The sequence below is a fragment of the Micromonospora sp. NPDC050795 genome (assembly GCF_044456785.1).
GTDB lineage: Bacteria > Actinomycetota > Actinomycetes > Mycobacteriales > Micromonosporaceae > Micromonospora.
In genome coordinates this window covers 42,484-61,635 of the sequence record NZ_JBITGE010000025.1, presented here as the reverse complement: position 1 = coordinate 61,635, position 19,152 = coordinate 42,484, and the positions used below count along the sequence as shown (strand labels likewise).

Sequence of the window (19,152 nt, the reverse complement as noted above, 5' to 3'; positions counted from 1 at the left end):
GGCGAAACATCCCTTTGGTGGGTAATCGGTGGGTTACGGTCGTGCCGGCCGTCCGGTTGCCGCTGAGGGCCGACAACCCCGTCGTTCCAAGGAGTTCCACATGGACCAGCCAGCTGTTGCCGTCGGTGTCGACCCGCCGAAGGACCTGATCCCCGGACGTGTGCTGGTGACCGGAGGCGCCGGCTTCATCGGCAGCCACGTGGTCGCCCGGCTGATGCTGATGGGCAGTCAGGTCCGGGTGCTCGACAACTTCTCCACCGGTCGGATCGAGAACCTGGCCGATGCCGCGTACGGCGGACTGACCGAGGCCGACGTCGTCTCGGGAGACATCCGTACGCCGGAGGGTGTCGAGGCCATCCACCAGTGGCAGCCGGACGTGGTGGTGCACCTCGCCGCGCAGCCCAGCGTTCCCGCGGCCCGTCGGTCGCCCCTGTACGACGCCGACGTGAACGTCTTCGGCACCGTCAACGTGCTGGACGCCTGCGCCCGTGGCGGCGTACGGCTGGTGATCAACGCGGCCAGCAGCGCCATCTTCGGCAGCGTCGCCGCCCACGACCTGCCGGTCCGGGAGGACCATCCGATCGCCCCGGTGAGCCCGTACGGCGTCAGCAAGGCCGCCGGCGTGCACTACCTCGACTGGTACGGGCGTCAGCACGGCCTGCCGTACACCTCGATGGTGTTCGGCAATGTCTACGGACCCCGGCAGGAGGGCAGCGACTGCGGCGTGGTGTCCCTGATGGCCGACGCGCTGCTCGGCGGCCGGCAGGTGGTGATCTATGACGACGGTACGCAGACCCGGGACTTCATCCATGTCAGCGACGTCGCCGAGGCGATCGCCGTCGCCTGTCACCACCCCGGGATAGGTCTGGTCAACATCGCCTCGGGTCGGCAGACGAGTGTCAACGAGGTCTACGACACGGTCCGGGAGGCGTCCGGCGTCGGCAACGCGGCCCGGTACGAGCCGCTGCCCTGGCCGGGCGAGGTGCGCAACATGGCGCTGGACACCAGGAAGGCGCGCGAGCTGCTGGGGTGGTACCCGAAGATCGGCTTCACCGAGGGCGTACGGATGACAGTGCGTGACGCCCGTCGCCGCCAGGCTGGCAGCCAGATCCTGTCCCCGGTCCGGGCGCTGGAGCGCGCCGTCAGCCACTGAAGACTCAGCGCGTAATTCCCGTCATCTGATCGATATTTTCATTGATCAGTCTGACTCTTGCGGGTCGGCATCCACTGCTGCCACGATGGCCGTCAATGCCTTCCGTCCCGAAGGAGTGGTCGTCATGGCGGTCTCCCGCCGTAGGTTCGTCACATCGGTGCTGGCCGGGTCCGCCCTCGCCACCGCCTCCACCACCGAGCTGCTCACCAGCCTGTCCAGCCCCGCCCACGCCGCCAGTCCCCCCGGGGACGTGGTCGGCAAGGTGACCGTCGGCTACCAGGGCTGGTTCAGCGCACCCGGCGACGGGGCACCGATCGGCGGCTGGTGGCACTGGGGCCGCGACCGGTTCCAGCCGCCCTCACCCGCCAACACCACGATCGTGTCCTGGCCGGACATGCGCGAGTACACCCGCACCTACCCCACCGCGTACCCCAACCTGGGCAACGGCCAGCCGGCCACCCTCTTCTCCTCCTACGACCAGCAGACGGTGGACACCCACTTCCGCTGGATGCAGGAGAACGGCTGCGACACCGCAGCGCTGCAACGCTTCAACCCGATGGGCGACGAGGGCCCGACCCGCGACGCGATGACCCAGAAGGTGCGCTCCGCCGCCGAACGTTACAACCGCAAGTTCTACATCATGTACGACGTCACCGACTGGCTGACCTTCCAATCGGAGATCAAGACCGACTGGACGACGAAGATGGCCGCGTACACCGCGTCGTCGGCGTACGCCCGACAGAACGGCAAGCCGGTCGTCTGCATCTGGGGCTTCGGCTTCAGCGAGCCCAGCCGCCCCTTCACCCCCGGGCCCTGCCTCGAGGTCATCAACTGGTTCAAGGCCCAGGGCTGCTACGTCATCGGTGGCGTGCCCACCTGGTGGCGGCAGGGCATCGAGGACTCCCGCCCCGGCTTCCTCGACGTCTACCACGCGTTCCACGCGATCTCGCCGTGGATGGTCTACCGGGCCAGGACGGTGGAGGAGCTGGACTCCTACTACAACAACGTCAACGTCGGCGACATGGCCGACTGCGCCGCGCGCGGCATCGACTACCTGCCCTGCGTGATGCCCGGCGACCTCGCCGGGGGCCACCGCAAACACGGCGACTTCTACTGGCGGCACATCTACAACATGGTCCGGCTCGGCTCCCAGGGCCTCTACGTGTCCATGTTCGACGAGTACAACGAGGGCAACCAGATCGCCAAGACGTCCGAGACCCAGGCCACCACCCCGGCCGGCGCGAACATCCGCGCCCTGGACGAGGACGGCGTGGCCTGCTCCTCCGACTACTACCTACGGATCACCGCCGACGGCGGCCGGATGCTCAAGGGGCAGCTCGCCCTCACCGCGGTCCGCCCCACCCCACCGATGGTCGGCACCCCGCCCCCGACCAGCGGCGACCTCGCGGCCGGACGGTCCACCTCGGCCAGCAGCCAGAACGGCCCGTTCCCGGCATCGAATGCGGTGGACTCCGACGCCGGCAGCTACTGGGAGAGCGGCGGCGGGGCTTTCCCACACTGGTGGCAGGTCGACCTCGGCGCCAGCCACCAGGTCAACAAGCTCGTGGTACGGCTGCCCGCCGGCTGGGGCGCCCGCACTCAGACCATCACCGTGCAGGGCAGCGTCAACGGCAGCACCTTCTCGACCATCGCCGCGGCCTCCGCGTTCGCCTTCGACCCGGCGACCGGCAACACCGTCACCCGCACGCTGACGACCACCACGGCCCGCTACGTCCGGCTGAGCATCGCCGGCAACACCGGCTGGCCGGCGGGCCAGCTCGCCAAGGTCGAGGTGTACGCGGGCAGCACCACCCCGGACAACCCGCCGACCGCCCCGGGCGGCCTCACTGTCACCGGCAAGACGTCGTCGAGTGTGTCCCTGGCCTGGACGGCCTCCACCGACGACACCGGGGTCACCGGTTACCAGGTGCGCCAGGGCGGCACCGTCGTCGCCACCGTCACGGGCACCACGGCGACGGTGAGCGGGCTCAGCTCGTCCACCGCGTACACCTTCACGGTCGTCGCCCGCGACGCCGCCGGCAACACCTCCAGCGCGTCCAACGCGGTCACCGTCACCACGGACGCCGCGGCCAACTCGGACCTAGCCCGGGGTCGATCCACCAGCGAGAGCAGCCACGTCCAGAGTTACGGGTCGGGCAACGTGGTCGATGGTGACGCCAACAGCTACTGGGAGAGCAACAACAACGCGTTCCCGCAGTGGGTGCAGGTCGACCTGGGCGCGACGCGCACGGTCGGGCGGGTGGTGCTGAAGCTGCCGCCGTCGTCGGCGTGGGGTGCTCGGACGCAGACACTGTCCGTTCAGGGCAGCACCGACGGGAGCAGCTTCGGCACGCTCGTCGGATCAGCGGGGCGGGTCTTCGACCCGGCCAGCGGCAACCAGGTGACGCTGATTTTCACCGCCGCGCAGACGCGCTACGTGCGGATCACCGTCACCGGCAACACCGGCTGGCCCGCCGGTCAGTTGTCGACAGTGGAGGCCTACGCCAGCTGACCGTGCGCGTTGCTCGTCAACCCGCACTGCCGCGTCGATCATGGAGTTGTGGTGGGCCACAAAGTCCTTCTATAGCCCCAAACCAGGCACCACAACTCCATGATCGACCGGGATCGCCCGCGATCTTGCAGATTCTGTCCCAGCAAAAGGGGCATCCCTCGTAATTCAACATCCGAAACTGCAAGATCGGCGCGGACGGGTCGTTGCCCGAGCGTCGCGCCACGGTCTGCGGCGTCGCGAGGCCGACCCTGGCTGGCTGGTTGATCATGGAGTTGGCGGGCTTCGGGGAGATCGAACCGCCCGTCAACCTCATGATCAACGAAGCGAGGGTGCGCCAGGGGGAGTGGGGGCAGTGTCAGTGCTTCCAGAGGTTCTCGGTGCGGAAGTACCTGGCGGTGAACTGCTCTTCCAGGGATCCGGTGTCCGTCTCATCTGTCCACCAGCCCGGCCAGACGTCGACACCGGAGGGCGCGCTGATGGTCGTCAAGACGGTGGAGCACCGGTGGCAGCGCCGCGGTGCTGAGTCCCGGAACCGTCCGCCGCAGTCGCAGGGCCGTAGTCGCGCCTCCAGTGCCGCCATCAGCGTGAGGTAGGCGTCCTCCCGGGACGGCAGCGCCTTCGCGACAGTCATGCACGTGCTGTCGTAGTAGCTGATGTCGACACGCATCGGGCAGCTGTCGCAGTAGAGGAAGTGGCAGTCCAGCAGCGGTGAGTGGTCAAGGCGGTAGAGCCGTTCGTGGCACTCCGGACAGGTGATCTCCTCACCGTTGAGCCAGTTGTCGTCGAAGTCGTCCGGTTGGCTCACCGGTTGATCATCTCACGGGTCTGACGCGGCGGGCACTTCGCCGCCTGGGAGGAGCCGGAACTCTTCTCCGCCGAGGTGCGGGTCGCGTTCCGGCCACTGCGGAAATCCTGACGCCCTCTCACCCGCTGACGGACGAGCGCCGGCGCACGTCGTCCGCCGGGTTGATGGTGCGCACCGGGTCGGGCACCGACCCCCGGGGCTGCCACTCGCGGGGGTAGCCGAGGGAGACCTCCTCGAAACGCACCCCGTCGTGGAACGTGGTGCGGGGGATGTGCAGGTGCCCGTACACGACGGTGGACGCGCCGAAGCGCAGGTGCCAGTCGCTGGTGCGGACGGTGCCGCACCACTGGGCGAAGACCGGGAAGCGCAGCACGTCGGTGGGGTCCCGCACCAGCGGGTAGTGGTTGACGAGCACCGTCGGCAGCGCCGGGTCGCGTTCGGCCAGCCGGCGTTCGGTCTCGGCGACCCTCGCTGCGCACCACGCCTCCCGGCTCGGGTACGGGTCGGGGTGCAGCAGCGCCTCGTCGGTGCACACCACCCCGGCCTGGTACGCCAGGGCCAGTGACTCCTGCTGGGTGCGCGCCTGCGGCACCCGGAACGTGTAGTCGTAGAGCACGAAGAGCGGGGCGATGGTGGCCGGGCCGCCGTCACCGTCCCACACCGGGTACGGATCCTCCGGGGTGATCACCCCCAACCGCTGGCACATCCGCACCAGCTCGCGGTAGCGCTCCTCGCCGCGCAACGTGACCGGGTCGCAAGGTGGCGTCCACAGCTCGTGGTTGCCCGGCGCCCAGACCACCCGGGCGAACCGGCTGCTCAGCAGCCCGAGCGCCCACTCGATGTCGGCGAACCGGTCGGCGACGTCCCCGGCGACGAGCAGCCAGTCGCCGGCATTCTCCGGGTGCAGCTCCTGGACGAACGCGCGGTTCTGCGGGTGCCCGACGTGCAGGTCGCTGACGGCCCGCAGCCGGGGCGGAAGTTTCACCCCCCGAGGTTAGGGCGGCGGGGGAGGGTCGGGGAACCCCTGTTCCTGCTGTTCGGGCCGATCCGGCGGGGCGCATATCCGTCGACGGGGCGGGAAAGCGCGGGGCGTCCGACAGCCCAAACCGGAGCAGGAGTAAAACATGCCTTTCATTACCGTGGGGACGGAAAACTCCGCGCCCATCGACCTGTACTACGAGGATCACGGTTCCGGAAAGCCGGTCGTGCTGATCGCAGGGTTCCCGTTCAACGGGGCGACCTTCGAGAAGGCGACAAACGCGCTCCTCAACGCCGGATACCGGACGATCACCTACGATCGACGCGGTTACGGCAACTCCGCCCAGCCGGCGTTCGGGTACGACTACAACACCTTCGCCGCGGACCTGGACGTGCTGATGACCGAGCTGGACCTGAACGAGGCGACCCTGGTCGGTCACTCGATGGGCACCGGCGAGGTCGTTCGCTACCTGGCCAACTACGGCTCTCAGCGAGTGAGTCGCGGTGTTCTCCTCAGCCCGCTGCAACCCATGCTGGCCAAGGCGAAGGACAACCCGGAGGGCGTCGACACGAGCCTCTTCAAGGGCTTCCAGGACGCCATTATCAAGGACCGCTACGCCTACCTGACCCAGTTCTGCGACGCGTTCTTCAACTACAGCGAGAACAAGGGCAAGCTGGTCAGCGAGGATGCGTATCGGGGGCACTGGCAGATCGGCGCGATGGCCTCGGCCAAGGCCACCCACGACAGCGTGACCGCCTGGCAGGAGGACTTCCGTCAGGACCTGCCGAAGATCGACGTACCGATCTTGATCATGCAGGGTGACAAGGACAACGTGCTGCCCTACCCGGTGACCGGTCAGCGGCTCGGGCCGATGATGCCGACCGCCCAGCTTGTCACGCTCAAGGGCGCGCCGCACGGCATCCCGTGGACCCACGCCGACGAGGTCAACAAGGCGATCATGGACTTCATGAAGCAGCCGGCCAAGGCTCGCGCCTGACCCGTACCGGTAGCCGATCGGACGCCAGCGCCAACACGGCGCTGCGACACCCGGCCCACGGTTTCGCACCCGGGGCCGGGTGTCGTCCGCGTTCAGGCCCGGCGGGCCACCACCGCGCCGTTGGCGCCCGGCGCGTCGAACGGCACCGTACGCACGTCGACGAACCCGGCGTCGGTGAGCCAGGCAGCGTACTCGGCGCCCGAGTAGTTCCGGCCACCCTCGGTCTCGACGAGCATGTTCATCCCCATCAGGGCCGCTTCCGGCGGCCCGGTGCGCTCATCGTTGAGCAGCAGTTCGCAGACCACGATCGCTCCACCGGGCGGCAACGCCGCGTGGCACCGGGCCAGCAACGCCCGGTTGGTCGGCTCGTCCCAGTCGTGCAGGATCATGCTGAGCAGGATGACGTCGTGCCCGTCGGGTAGCGCCGGGTCGGCGAGGAAGTCACCGCCCACCGCGTCGATCCGCCCGGTCAGGCCGGCCTCCGCTATCCGCTCCCGGGCCCGCACGCAGACGTGCGGCAGATCCAGGACGGTGGCCCGCAGCTCGGGCAGGCGGCGGCAGAACTCGATCGGGAACGCGCCGGCGCCGCCGCCCACGTCGAGCAGCCGGCGGTGCGCGGAGAAGTCGTACGCGTCGGCCAGCGCGCTGGCGGTGAAGCTGGACGTGGAGAACATCGCGTCCCAGAACTGCGCCAGCATCTCCGGATCGGCGGTGTCGAACATCGACTGTTGGGCCTCCGGGTCCCAGGTCAACGGCCGATCCGTGCGCAGGGCCTCGCCGATGCGGTGCCAGGGCAGGTAGGTGCGCAGGTCCGAGTAACGCACCTGCGCCCCGAAGTAGTACGGGCGACCCTCGACCAGGAACTGCTCGGCCAACTCCGAGTTGCGGTAACCGTCACCGGCCTTTTTCAACAGGCCGAGCGACGCGCTGGCGGCCAGCAGCAGGTCCGCGGGCCGGTCGGGCAGCCCGAACTCGGCGGCGGCCTGCTCGACGGTCATCGTCCGCCCGCCGGCCAACCGGGTGAACAGACCGAGCTCGACGCCGGCCGCGAGGGTCTTGAACCCCCACACACCGGCCACCAGGCGCATGAGAGGAGTGGGAGTGATCACCCCGACATCAGATCACGATTTCTCGCCGTCCACGATGGTCGGTCATGCCCGGATCAGCGTCACCAACCCCGCGGCCACCAGCACCCCGGCCCAGAGCCGGTCCACGTTGAACCAGGCCCGACGCAGCACACCGACCCCGAGCACCTGGTAGACCGGTAGTGCCACCGCCAGGGCGACGCCGAGCATGGCGACGGTGTGCACCCCGGCCGCCGCGAGGCCGGACAGCGCACCCACCGGCGCGGCGGCCAGGTGCCCGGAGTGACCCCTGGGCACCGGCTCGGCCACCAGCACCGGCACCAGCATGAGCCCCGCCCCGTGCGCCGACGACATGAGGAACGACCAGGCGGCGAGCTGTGCTGCCGACAGCCGCATCACCGCCCAGCGGAAATGCCGCTCGGAGAGCAGCCGCCACAGCCCGAAGGCCACCAGCACCACACCGCCGACCACCGCGAGGGTGCTGCTCGCCGTCACCGAGCGGGTCGCGGCGACCAACGCGGCGACGATGGCCACCGAGGCGAGATGCCCCGCCGCGATCGGAGGCAGGGCGCGCAGCAGCGCCAGCCGGCTGCGCTCCTGAAGGCCCCGCGCCACCGCGAACAGCCAACCCATCGCCGGGTTCAGACCATGGAACGCGCCGAGCGCGGCGAGCGTCGCGAGGGTGGTGACCGTCATGGATAGCAGTACGAGTCGGAGGAGGCGTCCCCGCCCTGCAACCGGGTCTGGTGCACCCGCAGGCCCCGGAACTCCTCCCCGTGCGGAAAGAACCGCTCATCCGGGGCGAGCCCGCCGGCGTCCACGTCGACGTCGAGCTTGGCCAGCCAGGCACCCACCCCGTCGGGGTAGAACTGGTCGTCCCACGCGCCGTAGAGCGAGTTGCTGACGTAGACCCGCCGCCCGTCCCGGCTGACCTCCACCATCTGCGGGCCACCCGCGAGGGCCTCGTCGGGTGCGGACGGGTGCGCGGTGCGGCGGACGATCCCGCCGAGGTGCACCGAGCCCGTCTGGACCGGGTGCAGCGGGTCGCTGACGTCGTACTGGCGCAGCTCCCCGGTGCCCCAGCAGGAGACGTAGAGGAACCTGTCGTCGACCGACAGGTCGATGTCGGTCACCAGCGGCGGCACCGCCCCGAACGGCTTGAGCAGGTCGGGCAGGTTCGCCGGGTCGGCCGGCTCGGCCGGGATGTCGATGACCTTGGTGACCGCCCAGGCGTCCCCGTCGCGGTGCCAGAGCCAGATCGAGGCGGACAGGTCCTCGACGCTGATCACCACGCCGACGAACCCGTACGACTTCGTCGGATCGTGTGCCGGCCGCAGCTCCAGCGGCATCTGGTACTGGTCGCCGAGATCGACCCGTTGGACGTGCCGGCGTTTCGCCAGATCCCAGAAGTGGATGGCGTGCCCGTAGCGTCGACCCAGCAGCAGCTCACCGATGATGCCGTCCTCGATCATCGGCGGGGTGCCCCACTCGCTGGTGACCAGCACGTCCTGGGTCAGGTGCCACCACACGTCGTACGCCAGGAACTGCGGCCCCCGGTCGGCCTCCCACGCCCCGCGGACCTCGAACGTGGTGTGGTCGAGAATGGCAATGCCACCCGGGCCCTCCGCGCCGTCCGCGCCGCCGAGAGCGGAGAGGTAGATGCCGTCCGGGCCACAGTGCACGGTGTGCGGCCGTGAGTAACCGGCCCGCTTCGCCAGCTCGTCGGCCCCGATCACCTTGACGACCTGCGGCTGGCGCGGATCCGGCTGGGTGTCGAGCACGTGGATGCGCGACGACCGCAGACCGGGGACGATCAGGTAGCGCCGCTCGACATGCGGGTGCGGCGCGGTCGGGCAGAGCGCGCTGCTGCACGCGTTCCAGCCGAAGTGGTGCAGCTCGTCACCCACGTACGGCAGGTCGGTCCAGCCGACGACCCGGCCGTAGTCGGGGGAGTCGGGGTCGGTGTCCAGCACCACGATGGCGTCCGGACGGCTGGCCGTCCGGTCGAAGGCCGCCACGTAGGCGAGCTTCTCCGCCGGTGCGGCCACCGCCTCGCGGGGCGAGGGGTAGAACGTGGGGTCGGGGGTCCAGCGGGTCATCGCAGCTCCGCTCGTCAGGTGGTGGGAACGCCGAGTCGGTCGAGCAGGTGGCGGCGCAGCGCGCCGAAGGCCGGGTCGTCCGGCGTGCGGGTGGGGCCGAGGTCGACGGGCAGTTCCGCGGCGATGCGGCCCTCGTCGAGGAGCAGGATCCGGTCGGCGAGCAGCAGCGCCTCCTCCACGTCGTGGGTGACCAGCAGGGCGGCGAAGCCGTGCTCGGCGCGCAGCCGGCGCAGCAGGATCTGCATCCGCAGGCGGGTCAGCGCGTCCAGGGCGCCGAACGGCTCGTCGAGCAGCAGCAGGTCCGGCTCGCGGACCAGGGCCCGCGCCACTGCCACCCGCTGCGCCTGCCCGCCGGACAACTCCGCCGGCCAGGCGCGATCCCTCTCGGCGAGACCGACCTCGGCCAGCGCCCGCCGGATCCGCCCCGGGCCGTCCGCGCCGGACAGGCCGAGCCCCACGTTCTCCGCCACGCGCTTCCATGGCAGCAACCGGTGCTCCTGAAAGACCACCGCGGCGGTGCCGTGCACGACGCGCGTTCCGCTGGCCTCGCCGTCCAACCCGGCGAGAATCCTCAGCAGCGTGCTCTTGCCGGAACCGCTGCCGCCCAGCAGAGCCACCACCTCGCCGCGGGCGATGGTCAGGTCGACCCCGGCCAGCACGACCGTCGGCCCGAACGCTCGGCGCACCGCGTGGGCGGTGAGCACCGGCTCGGCGCCGTTCAGGTGGCCCGCAGTCCGCGACGCCATGTCAACATCCTCCTCTCCAGGACGCGCAACGCAAGGTCGGATATCAGCCCGAGCAGCGCGTAGACGAGCAGGCCGAGCACCACCACATCGGTCTGGCTGAACTCCCGCGCCTCCATCATCAGAAAGCCGATCCCGGTCTGGGCGTTGACCTGCTCGCCGACCACGAGGCTGAGCCAGGCCGCCCCGATCGCCAGCCGCAGGCCGAGGAAGAGCGACGGCAACGCGCCGGGCAGCACCACGTGCCGCAGTCGGGCGGCCAGCCCCAGACCACAGGTGCGGGCCGCCTCCACCAGCCGCTCGTCGATGTCCCGGATGCCGGCGTAGGTGTTGAAGTAGATGGGGAAGAACGCGCCCAGAGCCACCAGGCTGATCTTGAGTGATTCACCGATGCCCACCCAGATGATCAGCAACGGGACCAGCCCGAGGTGCGGCAGCATCCGGGCCATCTGCACCGGCGGGTCGACCACGTCGTCACCGAGCCGCAGCAGCCCGGCCACGGTGCCCAGGACCAGGGCCAGGAGACCACCGATCAGCAGGCCGGCCCCGGCCCGGGTGAGGGAGTCCAGCAGGTGGATTCCGAGCGTCCCGTCCCGACTCAGCCGCGCGCCGGTGGCCAGGACGTCGCTGGGCGCGGGCAGCTTCTCGGCCGCCAGCAGCCCGGTCCGCGCGGCCAACTCCCACCCCAGGACCAGCACCACCGGGCTCACCACCCGCCGCCAGCGCCGGGCCGACCGCTGACGACGGGGTACGACAGGCGCCGCCGCTGTGACCTCTTCGGGTGCCTCGACGAGCGTCGTACGACTCACTGGAACACCTCGTTGAACCGGCCGTCGACCCGGGATCCGAGGTCGACCGGCCCCGGGATGAGTTCCAGGGCGATGAAGCTGTCGGTGATCGCCTGAAGTTCGTCGCCGATGGCCGGGGTGACCGGGGCGAGGGGCTTGGCGCTGCGGGTCAGGGCGCGGCTGGTGACGTCCTGGGGGATCTTCAGCTCCGGCGCGAGGGTGCTGGCTCGCTCCTCGGGGTGGGCGATGCCCCAGTCGGTTACCTCGCGGTAGCGCTGGAGGAACGCCTTGACGTCGTCCGACCGCTTGCTGACCGCATCGGGCGAGGCCAGGACGTACTCGCGGTTGCTGGCCAGGCCGGTCGCGTCGGCGAGCACCTGGACGCCCGGTTGCTCGGCCAGGGCGAAGTACGGGTCCCAGATCACCCAGGCGTCGATCTGGTTGCCGTCGAACGCGGGCCGTCCCTCGGCGGGCTTGAGGTACTTGACCTGGATGTCCTTCAGCGTCATGTTGTTCGCCTCCAACAGCCGGACCAGCAGCCAGTGCACGTTGGAGCCCTTGTTGAGGGCCACCGTCTTGCCCTTCACGTCGGCGAAGCTGCGGAAGCCCCGGTCGGCCTTGACCAGCACGGCCTCACCCTGCGGAATCGGTGCCGAGGTGCCGATGATGGAGAACGGGATCTTCCCGGCGGCGGCGAAGACGGGAGGCGCTTCGCCGGTCTGCCCGATGTCGATGGAGCCGGCCTTGAGCGCCTCGGTGAGCGCCGGGCCGCTCTCGAACAGCGACCACTCCACATCCGGCGCGGCGCCGCGCGCCTTGACCAGGCTCAGCCCGCCGAAGCGCTGGTAGCCGATCCGGAGCTTCTTCGCGCTGCCGCCGTCCGCATCGGCGGATCCGCCGCACGCGCTCACCGCGACAGTGGCGAGCAGCGCCACCGTGCTGAGTGCCGCTGTCAGGAGGCGGCGGTGCGGGGGACGGCTCGTCGGCGGGGTGGGCATGGCGGCTCCTCGGGTCGGGGGCAGGCGGACGGCAGCGCATCGACAGGTGTCGGCGCCGGCAGTAGCCTACTAACCCGATAGGTTTTATGGGTAGGCTGTCGGCGGGATCGTCCCACCCCTCAGGAGGTGCCCGCCTCGCCGCGTGCGCCGACCGCCCCCGCTGGAGGAAAGAGCCCGATGACCCTCACCTTCCACTGGTTCCTGCCCACCAACGGCGACAGCCGGGACATCGTCGGCGGCGGCCACGGCGTACCGACCGGTGCCGCGGGAGGCGCACGCCCGGCCAGCGTGGCGTACCTCGGGCAGATCGCCCGCAGCGCCGAGCAACTCGGCTTCGTCGGCGCCCTCACCCCCACCGGCGCCTGGTGCGAGGACGCCTGGCTCAGCACCGCGATGCTCACCGAGGTGACCGAGCGACTCAAGTTCCTGGTCGCCTTCCGGCCCGGGCTGCTGGCCCCCACCCTCGCTGCCCAGATGGCCTCGACCTTCCAGCGGCTGTCCCAGGGCCGGCTGCTGCTCAACGTGGTCACCGGCGGCGAGTCACAGGAGCAGCGGGCCTACGGAGACTTCCTGGACAAGGACGCCCGGTACGCGCGGGCCGACGAGTTCCTGCACGTGGTGCGTGCGCTGTGGCGCGGCGAGACCGTCGACCACCACGGCACCCACGTCCGCGTCGAACAGGCACGGCTGCACCGGCCGCCCGACCCGGTGCCGCCGGTCTACTTCGGTGGTTCCTCCGCCGCCGCACTTCCGGTGGCGGTGCGGCACAGCGACGTCTACCTCACCTGGGGCGAGCCGCCGGCCCTGGTCGCCGAGAAGCTGGAGCGGGTCCGGGCGCTGGCCGCCCGCGCCGGGCGGGAGTTGCGCTTCGGCATCCGGTTGCACGTCATCGTGCGTGACACCGCCGAGCAGGCCTGGGCGCAGGCCCAGCGCCTGCTCGACGGGGTGTCCGAAGCCGACATCCGGGCCGTGCAGGAGGGACTGCGCCGCAGCGAGTCCGAGGGGCAGCGCCGCATGCTCGACCTCAACGGTGGCTCCCGCGACGGACTGGAGGTCGCCCCCAACCTGTGGGCGGGGGTCGGGCTGGTTCGCGGTGGGGCCGGCACCGCGCTGGTGGGCAGCCACGCCGAGGTAGCCGACCGGATCGCCGAATACCACGCGCTCGGCATCGACGAGTTCGTCCTCTCCGGCTATCCGCACCTGGAGGAGGCGTACTGGTTCGGGGAGGGCGTACTGCCGATCCTGCGCGAGCGTGGGCTGTGGCGGCACCCCGACGGCCAGCCAGGGGCCGGCGACCACGTCGACATCCCCTTCGCCGGCGTGCCAGCGCCGCAACCCGCCGTGGCCCGCTGACCGGCCGGTCCGCCGCAACCGGCGTCACGGCCGCCTCCAGGTCCATCGCGTAGACCCGGACCTGGGGAGGGCTCGTCGGGCCAGGCACGCTTCCTTCTAACATGCCGGCGCCCACGGGGCGATCGGCTATTTCGCGGCGGGTCGTCCGGCGAACCGCTGGCCGACCCGCCGCGCCGCGAGGCTCACCACGGTGCTGCCGGCCGCCATCCCGACCAGCACCAGAATCCCCCCGACCACCCACAGCCCGCTGTCGTCGGTCCCGGCGGCCCGCCACGACCAGACCGCCGTGAACGCCACGGTCATCACCGGCGCCACCAGCCACGGGCTGAGTCGCGTCCCGGCGAGCACGGCCAGCAGCACGAGCGTCACCACACAGCCGATCACCTGCCACGGCTCGTACGGGCCGCTGCTCGCGCCGGTCTGCGCGTCGACCGTGTACCGGGTGTCCCAGCCCAGCCAGAGGAGCCACGTCCCGACCGTGGCCGCCGCCAGGAACAGAACACCGAGCAGTGCGCGCGTACCCCTCGTCGCCGTCATCCGGTGATCATCCCCTGCCGGCCGCCGCACCGGAACACGTACCCGCACCGGGCCGTGAACCAGGCCGATCCCCAGTGGACTGTTGCCTCGGTCGGTGGCGATCCTCTACGGTCTGCTCAGCGGTGGGCGGTGCGGTCCGCATCCGACCCGACACCGCCGGATGCCCGTCGTGCGGGCCGGGATGGTGGAGTCCCGGGTCGCCCCGTCGGCGGTGGCCCGGCGGTCGTGTGACCCCCAGCTCGTCCCCTCGGGTCCTGGTGCCCGGGTGGCTCCACGTGGAGCCGACGGCGAGCCGGGGCACGCCGACCCACCGGGAGAGCCCCGTGTTCCTCAGCCCGCACGAGCAGGATCGCCTGCTCGTCCACGTCGCGGCCGATGTCGCCCGCGCCCGCCGCGAACGCGGCCTGCGCCTCAACTACCCCGAAGCCGTCGCGGTGATCACCGCGTTCCTCCTCGAAGGGGCCCGCGACGGGCGGTCGGTGGTCGACCTGATGTCGGCCGGCCGGGCGGTGCTGGGCCGCGACGACGTCCAGGACGGCATCCCCGAGCTGCTGAGGGAGGTGCAGGTGGAGGCGACGTTCCCGGACGGCACCAAGCTCGTGACGGTGCACCACCCGATCCCGTGATCCCCGGGGAGATCCTGCCGGCGGCCGACCCGGTCGAGATCAACGTGGGTCGTCCGGTGACCACTGTGCTCGTGGTCAACACCGCCGACCGCCCGGTGCAGGTCGGCTCGCACTACCACTTCGCCGAAGCCAACCCGGCGCTGTCGTTCGACCGCAGTGCGGCCTGGGGGCAGCGGCTCGCCGTCCCGGCCGGCACCTCCGTCCGGTTCGAGCCGGGCATCAACCGCAGCGTCGAGCTCGTACCGCTTGGCGGCGCACGCGTCGTGCCGGGCCTGCGTGCAGAGTGCGCCGGACCGCTGGACCCCTCGCCGCACGCGGTCACGGCCGACGGGTCGCCGCGGTGAGCGCCGTGCGGCGGGACCGCTACATCGACCTGTACGGTCCGACGACCGGTGACCGGATCAGACTGGCCGACACGAACCTGCTGATCGAGGTGGAGACCGACCACTGCGTGGGCGGCGACGAGGCGGTCTTCGGCGGCGGGAAGGTGATCCGCGAGTCGATGGGGCAGTCCCGTGCCACCCGCGCCGAGGGGGCACTGGACACCGTCATCACCGGCGCGGTGGTGCTCGACCACTGGGGCGTCGTCAAGGCCGACGTGGGGCTGCGCGACGGGCGCATCGTGGCGCTCGGCCGGGCCGGCAACCCGGACACCATGCCCGGTGTGCACCCCGACCTGGTCATCGGCCCCTCGACGGAGGTGATCGCGGGCAACGGGCGGATCCTCACCGCCGGCGCGGTCGACACCCACGTGCACTTCATCTGCCCGCAGATCGTCACTGAAGCGCTGGCCAGTGGCATCACCACGATGGTCGGCGGCGGCACCGGGCCGGCCGAGGGGACCCGCGCGACAACTGTCACCCCGAACGCCTGGCACCTGGCCCGGATGCACGAGGCCCTGGACACCATGCCGGTCAACGTGCTGCTGCTCGGCAAGGGCAACACCGTCTCCAGCGAGGCGCTGTGGGAACAGTTGCGGGCCGGTGCGGGCGGTTTCAAGCTGCACGAGGACTGGGGCACCACACCGGCGGCGATCGACGCCTGCCTGAGGGTGGCGGACGCGTCCGGGGTCCAGGTGTCGATCCACACCGACACGCTCAACGAGGCCGGATTCGTCGCCGACACCCTGCGGGCGATCGGTGGACGGGCGATCCACTCGTACCACACCGAGGGAGCCGGTGGCGGGCACGCACCGGACATCATCACCGTGGCCAGCGAACCGAACGTGTTGCCGTCGTCGACCAACCCGACCCGGCCGTACACCGCCAACACCCTGGCCGAGCACCTGGACATGCTGATGGTCTGCCACCATCTCAACCCGTCCGTGCCGGAGGACCTCGCCTTCGCCGAGAGCCGGATCCGACCGTCCACGATGGCAGCCGAGGACCTGCTGCACGACCTCGGCGCCATCTCGATCATCGGCTCCGACGCGCAGGCCATGGGCCGGGTCGGCGAGGTGATCATGCGGACCTGGCAGAGCGCCCACGTGATGAAGGACCGGGTCGGTGCCCTACCGGGTGACGGGCCCGCCGACAACCACAGGGCCCGACGGTACGTCGCGAAATACACCATCTGCGCCGCGATGGCCAACGGCCTGGAACGGGAGATCGGCTCGGTCGAACCGGGCAAGCTCGCCGACCTGGTGCTCTGGGACCCGGCGTTCTTCGGGGTCCGGCCGCACCTGGTACTCAAGGGCGGCATGATCGCGTACGCCCAGATGGGCGACGCCAACGCCTCGATCCCGACACCGCAGCCGATGCTGCCGAGGCCGATGTTCGGGGCGTACGGCGCGGCGGCGGCCGCCACCAGCCTGGCCTTCGTGGCCCCGGCGGCTTTGGACGCCGGGCTCCGCCTGGACGTGCGTCGCCGGGTGGTGCCGGTGAGCGACGTACGGTCGCGGGGCAAGGCCGATCTGCCGGAGAACAACGCGATGCCGCGCATCGAGGTGGACCCGGACACCTTCACGGTGCGGATCGACGGGCAGGTGGTGGAGCCGGACCCGGTGACCCGGCTGCCGATGGCCCAGCGGTACTTCCTGTTCTGATGGCAACGCCGAGCCTGCTGTTGTTGTTGGCCGACGGACGCTTCCCGGCCGGGGCGCACGCGCACTCCGGTGGTCTGGAGGCGGCCGTCGCCGCCGGCCGGGTCACCGACCTGGCCTCGTTGGAGGCGTTCCTGGCCGGGCGATTGGCCACCGCCGGTCTGGTCGGCGCGGCGTTCGCAGCAGCCGCACACCGGGCGGCGGTGGCCGAGACCGCCGACTCCGCCAACCCGGCCCGGTCCGCCCGGGGGGCGGAGCCGGCTGAGTCCGCCGCCCGGTCGGGGGCGCTGGCTCGGCTCGACGCGGAGCTGGACGCGCGTACCGCCGCCCCGGCGTTGCGGGCGGTCTCGCGCCGACAGGGCCGGGCGCTGCTGCGGGCCGGGCGGGCCATCTGGTCGGACGCCCCGTTCGCCGACCTGCCCGCGACGCCCGGTGGCGCACACCAGCCGCTGGTGCTCGGGCTGCTCTGCGCCGCGGCCGGGCTGTCCCGCGTCGAAACCGCCACGATCGCCGCGTACGGGACGCTGACCGGGGCGGCCAGCGCCGGCGTACGTCTGCTCGGACTCGACCCGTACCAGGTCCAAGCGCTGCTGGTCGGCCTGGCCGACGCCTGCGACGGCACGGCCGCTGACGCGGCGCGGGCCGCCGATGATCCACCGGAGCGGCTGCCAGCCGCCGCCGCCCCACTCGCCGACATCCATGCCGAGATCCATGCCACCTGGGAGGTGCGTTTCTTTGCGTCCTGACACCGTTGTGCCGAGGGCTGTGCCCGCCGTCGAACCGATCACGCCGCCGCCGGGCACGCCCACGGCGGCCATCCCACCCCACGACGAGACCGTTCCGCACACCCATCCGGAGCCGGGGGTGGACCCCCATCCGCCGTTGGCGCGTGCCGGCCGTGCCCTGCGGGTCGGCATCGGCGGCCCGGTCGGTTCCGGCAAGACGGCCCTGGTGGCCGCGCTCTGCCGTGCCTTCGCCGACGAGTTGCGGCTCGGCGTGGTGACCAACGACATCTACACGACCGAGGACGCCGACTTCCTCCGGCGGGCCGGCGTGCTGGACCCGGCGCGGATCCGCGCGGTGGAGACCGGCTGCTGCCCGCACACGGCGATCCGCGACGACATCGGCGCCAACCTGGACGCCGTCGACGAACTGGCCGATGCGGTCGGCCCGTTGGACCTCGTCCTCGTGGAGAGCGGTGGGGACAACCTGACGGCGACCTTCAGTCGGGGCCTGGTTGACCGGCAGATCTTCGTGGTCGACGTGGCAGGAGGCGACAAGGTCCCCCGCAAGGGCGGCCCGGGGGTCACCGCCGCCGATCTTCTCGTGATCAACAAGACCGACCTGGCCTCGATGGTGGGCGCCGACCTCGCCGTCATGGATCGTGACGCACGGGCCCGGCGCGGCGACCTCCCGACCCTCTTCCTGTCCATCGTGGGAGACCCCACCGCCACGTCGGTCGCGGACTGGATCCGGCACGAGTTGGCCCACCACGCCGCCCTGCACCCGCTCGCCGTAACGGCGGAAACGGCCTGATGCGAGCGCTCGCCCGGCTGGTCGCCCGGGCCGACGGGCGGGGCGGCACGGCCCTTGTCGAGCTGCACGGCGAAACGCCGTTGCTGCTGCGCCAGACCCCGACCGACGGTGGTGTCGCCACTGTGCACCTCGTCGGCGGGGCGGCCGGGCCACTGGCCGGCGACGATCTGCGCCTGGAGATCGAGGTCGGGCCGGGCGCGGCCGTGCGGGTGCACAGCGTCGCCGCGTCGATAGCCCTGCCGGGCCGCGTGGGTGCCGTCTCCCGGATGGCGGTGCGGGCGGTGGTGCACGCCGGGGCCACGCTGCACTGGCTTCCGGAACAGTTGGTAGCGGCGGCTGGCTGCGCGCACCTCGCCGAGTCCCGGATCGAGCTGGCCGACGGTGCGGGCCTGCGGTGGCGCGACGAGCTGATCTGCGGCCGGTACGGCGAGGCGCCCGGCAGCGCCGTCGTGCACACTCAGGTCGACTACGCGGGTCGACCACTGCTGCGGCAGTCCCTCGCGGTGGGACCGCACGCGCCGGGATGGGCCGGCCCGGCGGTGCTCGGCGGCGCCCCGGCCACGGGATCGCTGCTGGTGGTTGACCCGTCGCGGCCCGCGGAACCTCCATCGGCCGAGGGTAGTGTCGCCCGGCTGCCGTTGGCCGGCGGCCCGGCGACCCTGTGGACGGCCACCGCTCCCGACGCGCACACACTGCGCGCCCACCTCACCGGCTAGCCACCTCACCGGCTAGCCACCTCACCGGCTAGCCACCTCACCGGCTAGCCACCTCACCGGCTAGCCCTCCTCACCGGCTAGGAAGCCCAGTCGGTCCGCCTGCCCGCGGGGGGCCGTTCTGGAGGCGGACACTGCGGAGAGCGTGATGTCTGTGAGTCATCGTGATGACTCACAGACATCACGC

At 71.2% G+C, this 19,152-nt stretch carries 19 protein-coding genes; 10 read left to right on the top strand and 9 right to left on the bottom strand.

The genetic code is table 11. From position 1 onward, the window contains the following. The first annotated feature begins 100 nt into the window (after positions 1–100). Together ACIBEF_RS21850 and ACIBEF_RS21845 are read left to right on the top strand one after the other, a co-directional pair. Positions 101–1,153: a GDP-mannose 4,6-dehydratase gene (locus tag ACIBEF_RS21850; protein WP_396795024.1), complete on the top strand. Its 1,053-nt coding sequence runs from the start codon at positions 101–103 to the stop codon at positions 1,151–1,153. 124 nt (positions 1,154–1,277) lie between these two features. Next, a complete protein-coding gene (locus tag ACIBEF_RS21845) occupies positions 1,278–3,665 on the top strand; it encodes a discoidin domain-containing protein (RefSeq protein WP_396795023.1) in 2,388 nt (795 codons plus the stop codon). 355 nt (positions 3,666–4,020) lie between these two features. Here the strand turns inward: ACIBEF_RS21845 and ACIBEF_RS21840 are convergent, their stop codons facing one another. Both ACIBEF_RS21840 and ACIBEF_RS21835 read right to left on the bottom strand, forming a co-directional pair. Beyond that, positions 4,021–4,470, bottom strand: coding sequence for a hypothetical protein (locus ACIBEF_RS21840; RefSeq protein WP_396795021.1), 450 nt, complete (start codon positions 4,468–4,470; stop codon positions 4,021–4,023). A 118-nt stretch (positions 4,471–4,588) separates the two neighbouring features. Continuing rightward, on the bottom strand, positions 4,589–5,455 hold the full coding sequence (locus ACIBEF_RS21835) for a metallophosphoesterase family protein (protein ID WP_396795020.1): 867 nt from the start codon (positions 5,453–5,455) through the stop codon (positions 4,589–4,591). A 139-nt stretch (positions 5,456–5,594) separates the two neighbouring features. Here ACIBEF_RS21835 and ACIBEF_RS21830 point away from each other — a divergent pair, with 139 nt between their 5' ends. After that, entirely contained in the window at positions 5,595–6,446 is an 852-nt protein-coding gene (locus ACIBEF_RS21830) for an alpha/beta fold hydrolase (protein ID WP_396795019.1), read from the top strand. Positions 6,447–6,538: 92 nt separating this feature from the next. On the opposite strand, the gene ACIBEF_RS21825 is transcribed toward ACIBEF_RS21830, so the two are convergent. The 6 genes from ACIBEF_RS21825 to ACIBEF_RS21800 are packed head-to-tail and all read right to left on the bottom strand — an operon-like array spanning position 6,539 to position 12,159. Further along, positions 6,539–7,555, bottom strand: coding sequence for a methyltransferase (locus tag ACIBEF_RS21825; RefSeq protein WP_396795018.1), 1,017 nt, complete (start codon positions 7,553–7,555; stop codon positions 6,539–6,541). A 42-nt stretch (positions 7,556–7,597) separates the two neighbouring features. After that, positions 7,598–8,227 carry a hypothetical protein gene (locus ACIBEF_RS21820; protein WP_396795017.1) on the bottom strand — a complete coding sequence of 210 codons (630 nt, stop codon included), beginning with the start codon at positions 8,225–8,227 and terminating at the stop codon, positions 7,598–7,600. After that, positions 8,224–9,630, bottom strand: coding sequence for a selenium-binding family protein (locus tag ACIBEF_RS21815; protein ID WP_396795016.1), 1,407 nt, complete (start codon positions 9,628–9,630; stop codon positions 8,224–8,226). The genes ACIBEF_RS21820 and ACIBEF_RS21815 overlap by 4 nt, the downstream gene beginning before the upstream one ends. 14 nt (positions 9,631–9,644) lie before the next feature. Beyond that, positions 9,645–10,376 (bottom strand): ABC transporter ATP-binding protein, encoded by a 732-nt coding sequence (locus ACIBEF_RS21810; RefSeq protein WP_396795015.1) that lies wholly within the window; start codon positions 10,374–10,376, stop codon positions 9,645–9,647. Continuing rightward, a complete protein-coding gene (locus ACIBEF_RS21805) occupies positions 10,349–11,182 on the bottom strand; it encodes an ABC transporter permease (RefSeq protein ID WP_396795014.1) in 834 nt (277 codons plus the stop codon). The genes ACIBEF_RS21810 and ACIBEF_RS21805 overlap by 28 nt, the downstream gene beginning before the upstream one ends. After that, positions 11,179–12,159: an aliphatic sulfonate ABC transporter substrate-binding protein gene (locus tag ACIBEF_RS21800; RefSeq protein ID WP_396795013.1), complete on the bottom strand. Its 981-nt coding sequence runs from the start codon at positions 12,157–12,159 to the stop codon at positions 11,179–11,181. Before ACIBEF_RS21800 ends, ACIBEF_RS21805 begins: the two co-directional genes overlap by 4 nt. Positions 12,160–12,336: 177 nt before the next feature. Between ACIBEF_RS21800 and ACIBEF_RS21795 the strand changes: the two genes are divergently transcribed. Then, positions 12,337–13,512: an LLM class flavin-dependent oxidoreductase gene (locus ACIBEF_RS21795; protein ID WP_396795012.1), complete on the top strand. Its 1,176-nt coding sequence runs from the start codon at positions 12,337–12,339 to the stop codon at positions 13,510–13,512. A 126-nt stretch (positions 13,513–13,638) separates the two neighbouring features. On the opposite strand, the gene ACIBEF_RS21790 is transcribed toward ACIBEF_RS21795, so the two are convergent. After that, complete coding sequence (locus ACIBEF_RS21790; RefSeq protein WP_396795011.1) at positions 13,639–14,049, bottom strand: hypothetical protein; 411 nt, start codon at positions 14,047–14,049, stop codon at positions 13,639–13,641. 323 nt (positions 14,050–14,372) lie between these two features. Here ACIBEF_RS21790 and ACIBEF_RS21785 point away from each other — a divergent pair, with 323 nt between their 5' ends. Genes ACIBEF_RS21785 through ACIBEF_RS21760 form a run of 6 tightly spaced genes read left to right on the top strand, consistent with a single transcriptional unit; the run spans position 14,373 to position 18,968 of the window. Then, positions 14,373–14,675, top strand: coding sequence for an urease subunit gamma (locus ACIBEF_RS21785; RefSeq protein WP_030335444.1), 303 nt, complete (start codon positions 14,373–14,375; stop codon positions 14,673–14,675). After that, positions 14,672–15,019, top strand: a complete 348-nt coding sequence (locus tag ACIBEF_RS21780) for an urease subunit beta (RefSeq protein ID WP_393226010.1) — start codon at positions 14,672–14,674, stop codon at positions 15,017–15,019. The genes ACIBEF_RS21785 and ACIBEF_RS21780 overlap by 4 nt, the downstream gene beginning before the upstream one ends. Next, on the top strand, positions 15,016–16,719 hold the full coding sequence (locus ACIBEF_RS21775) for an urease subunit alpha (protein WP_112589605.1): 1,704 nt from the start codon (positions 15,016–15,018) through the stop codon (positions 16,717–16,719). The genes ACIBEF_RS21780 and ACIBEF_RS21775 overlap by 4 nt, the downstream gene beginning before the upstream one ends. Further along, positions 16,719–17,462, top strand: coding sequence for an urease accessory protein UreF (locus ACIBEF_RS21770; RefSeq protein ID WP_396795010.1), 744 nt, complete (start codon positions 16,719–16,721; stop codon positions 17,460–17,462). The genes ACIBEF_RS21775 and ACIBEF_RS21770 overlap by 1 nt, the downstream gene beginning before the upstream one ends. Further along, positions 17,452–18,252, top strand: a complete 801-nt coding sequence (gene ureG, locus ACIBEF_RS21765) for an urease accessory protein UreG (protein ID WP_396795009.1) — start codon at positions 17,452–17,454, stop codon at positions 18,250–18,252. Before ACIBEF_RS21770 ends, ureG begins: the two co-directional genes overlap by 11 nt. Further along, complete coding sequence (locus tag ACIBEF_RS21760; protein ID WP_396795008.1) at positions 18,252–18,968, top strand: urease accessory protein UreD; 717 nt, start codon at positions 18,252–18,254, stop codon at positions 18,966–18,968. The genes ureG and ACIBEF_RS21760 overlap by 1 nt, the downstream gene beginning before the upstream one ends. Positions 18,969–19,152: the final 184 nt, after the last annotated feature.

Excerpts from the sequence above, each read along its gene's own strand:
- ACIBEF_RS21850 (WP_396795024.1), top strand. The coding sequence starts at position 101 with ATGGACCAGCCAGCTGTTGCCGTCGGTGTCGACCCGCCGAAGGACCTG.
- ACIBEF_RS21845 (WP_396795023.1), top strand. The coding sequence starts at position 1,278 with ATGGCGGTCTCCCGCCGTAGGTTCGTCACATCGGTGCTGGCCGGGTCC.
- ACIBEF_RS21830 (WP_396795019.1), top strand. The coding sequence starts at position 5,595 with ATGCCTTTCATTACCGTGGGGACGGAAAACTCCGCGCCCATCGACCTG.
- ACIBEF_RS21820 (WP_396795017.1), bottom strand. The coding sequence starts at position 8,227 with ATGACGGTCACCACCCTCGCGACGCTCGCCGCGCTCGGCGCGTTCCAT.
- ACIBEF_RS21815 (WP_396795016.1), bottom strand. The coding sequence starts at position 9,630 with ATGACCCGCTGGACCCCCGACCCCACGTTCTACCCCTCGCCCCGCGAG.
- ACIBEF_RS21810 (WP_396795015.1), bottom strand. The coding sequence starts at position 10,376 with ATGGCGTCGCGGACTGCGGGCCACCTGAACGGCGCCGAGCCGGTGCTC.
- ACIBEF_RS21800 (WP_396795013.1), bottom strand. The coding sequence starts at position 12,159 with ATGCCCACCCCGCCGACGAGCCGTCCCCCGCACCGCCGCCTCCTGACA.
- ACIBEF_RS21795 (WP_396795012.1), top strand. The coding sequence starts at position 12,337 with ATGACCCTCACCTTCCACTGGTTCCTGCCCACCAACGGCGACAGCCGG.
- ACIBEF_RS21790 (WP_396795011.1), bottom strand. The coding sequence starts at position 14,049 with ATGACGGCGACGAGGGGTACGCGCGCACTGCTCGGTGTTCTGTTCCTG.
- ACIBEF_RS21770 (WP_396795010.1), top strand. The coding sequence starts at position 16,719 with ATGGCAACGCCGAGCCTGCTGTTGTTGTTGGCCGACGGACGCTTCCCG.
- ACIBEF_RS21760 (WP_396795008.1), top strand. The coding sequence starts at position 18,252 with ATGCGAGCGCTCGCCCGGCTGGTCGCCCGGGCCGACGGGCGGGGCGGC.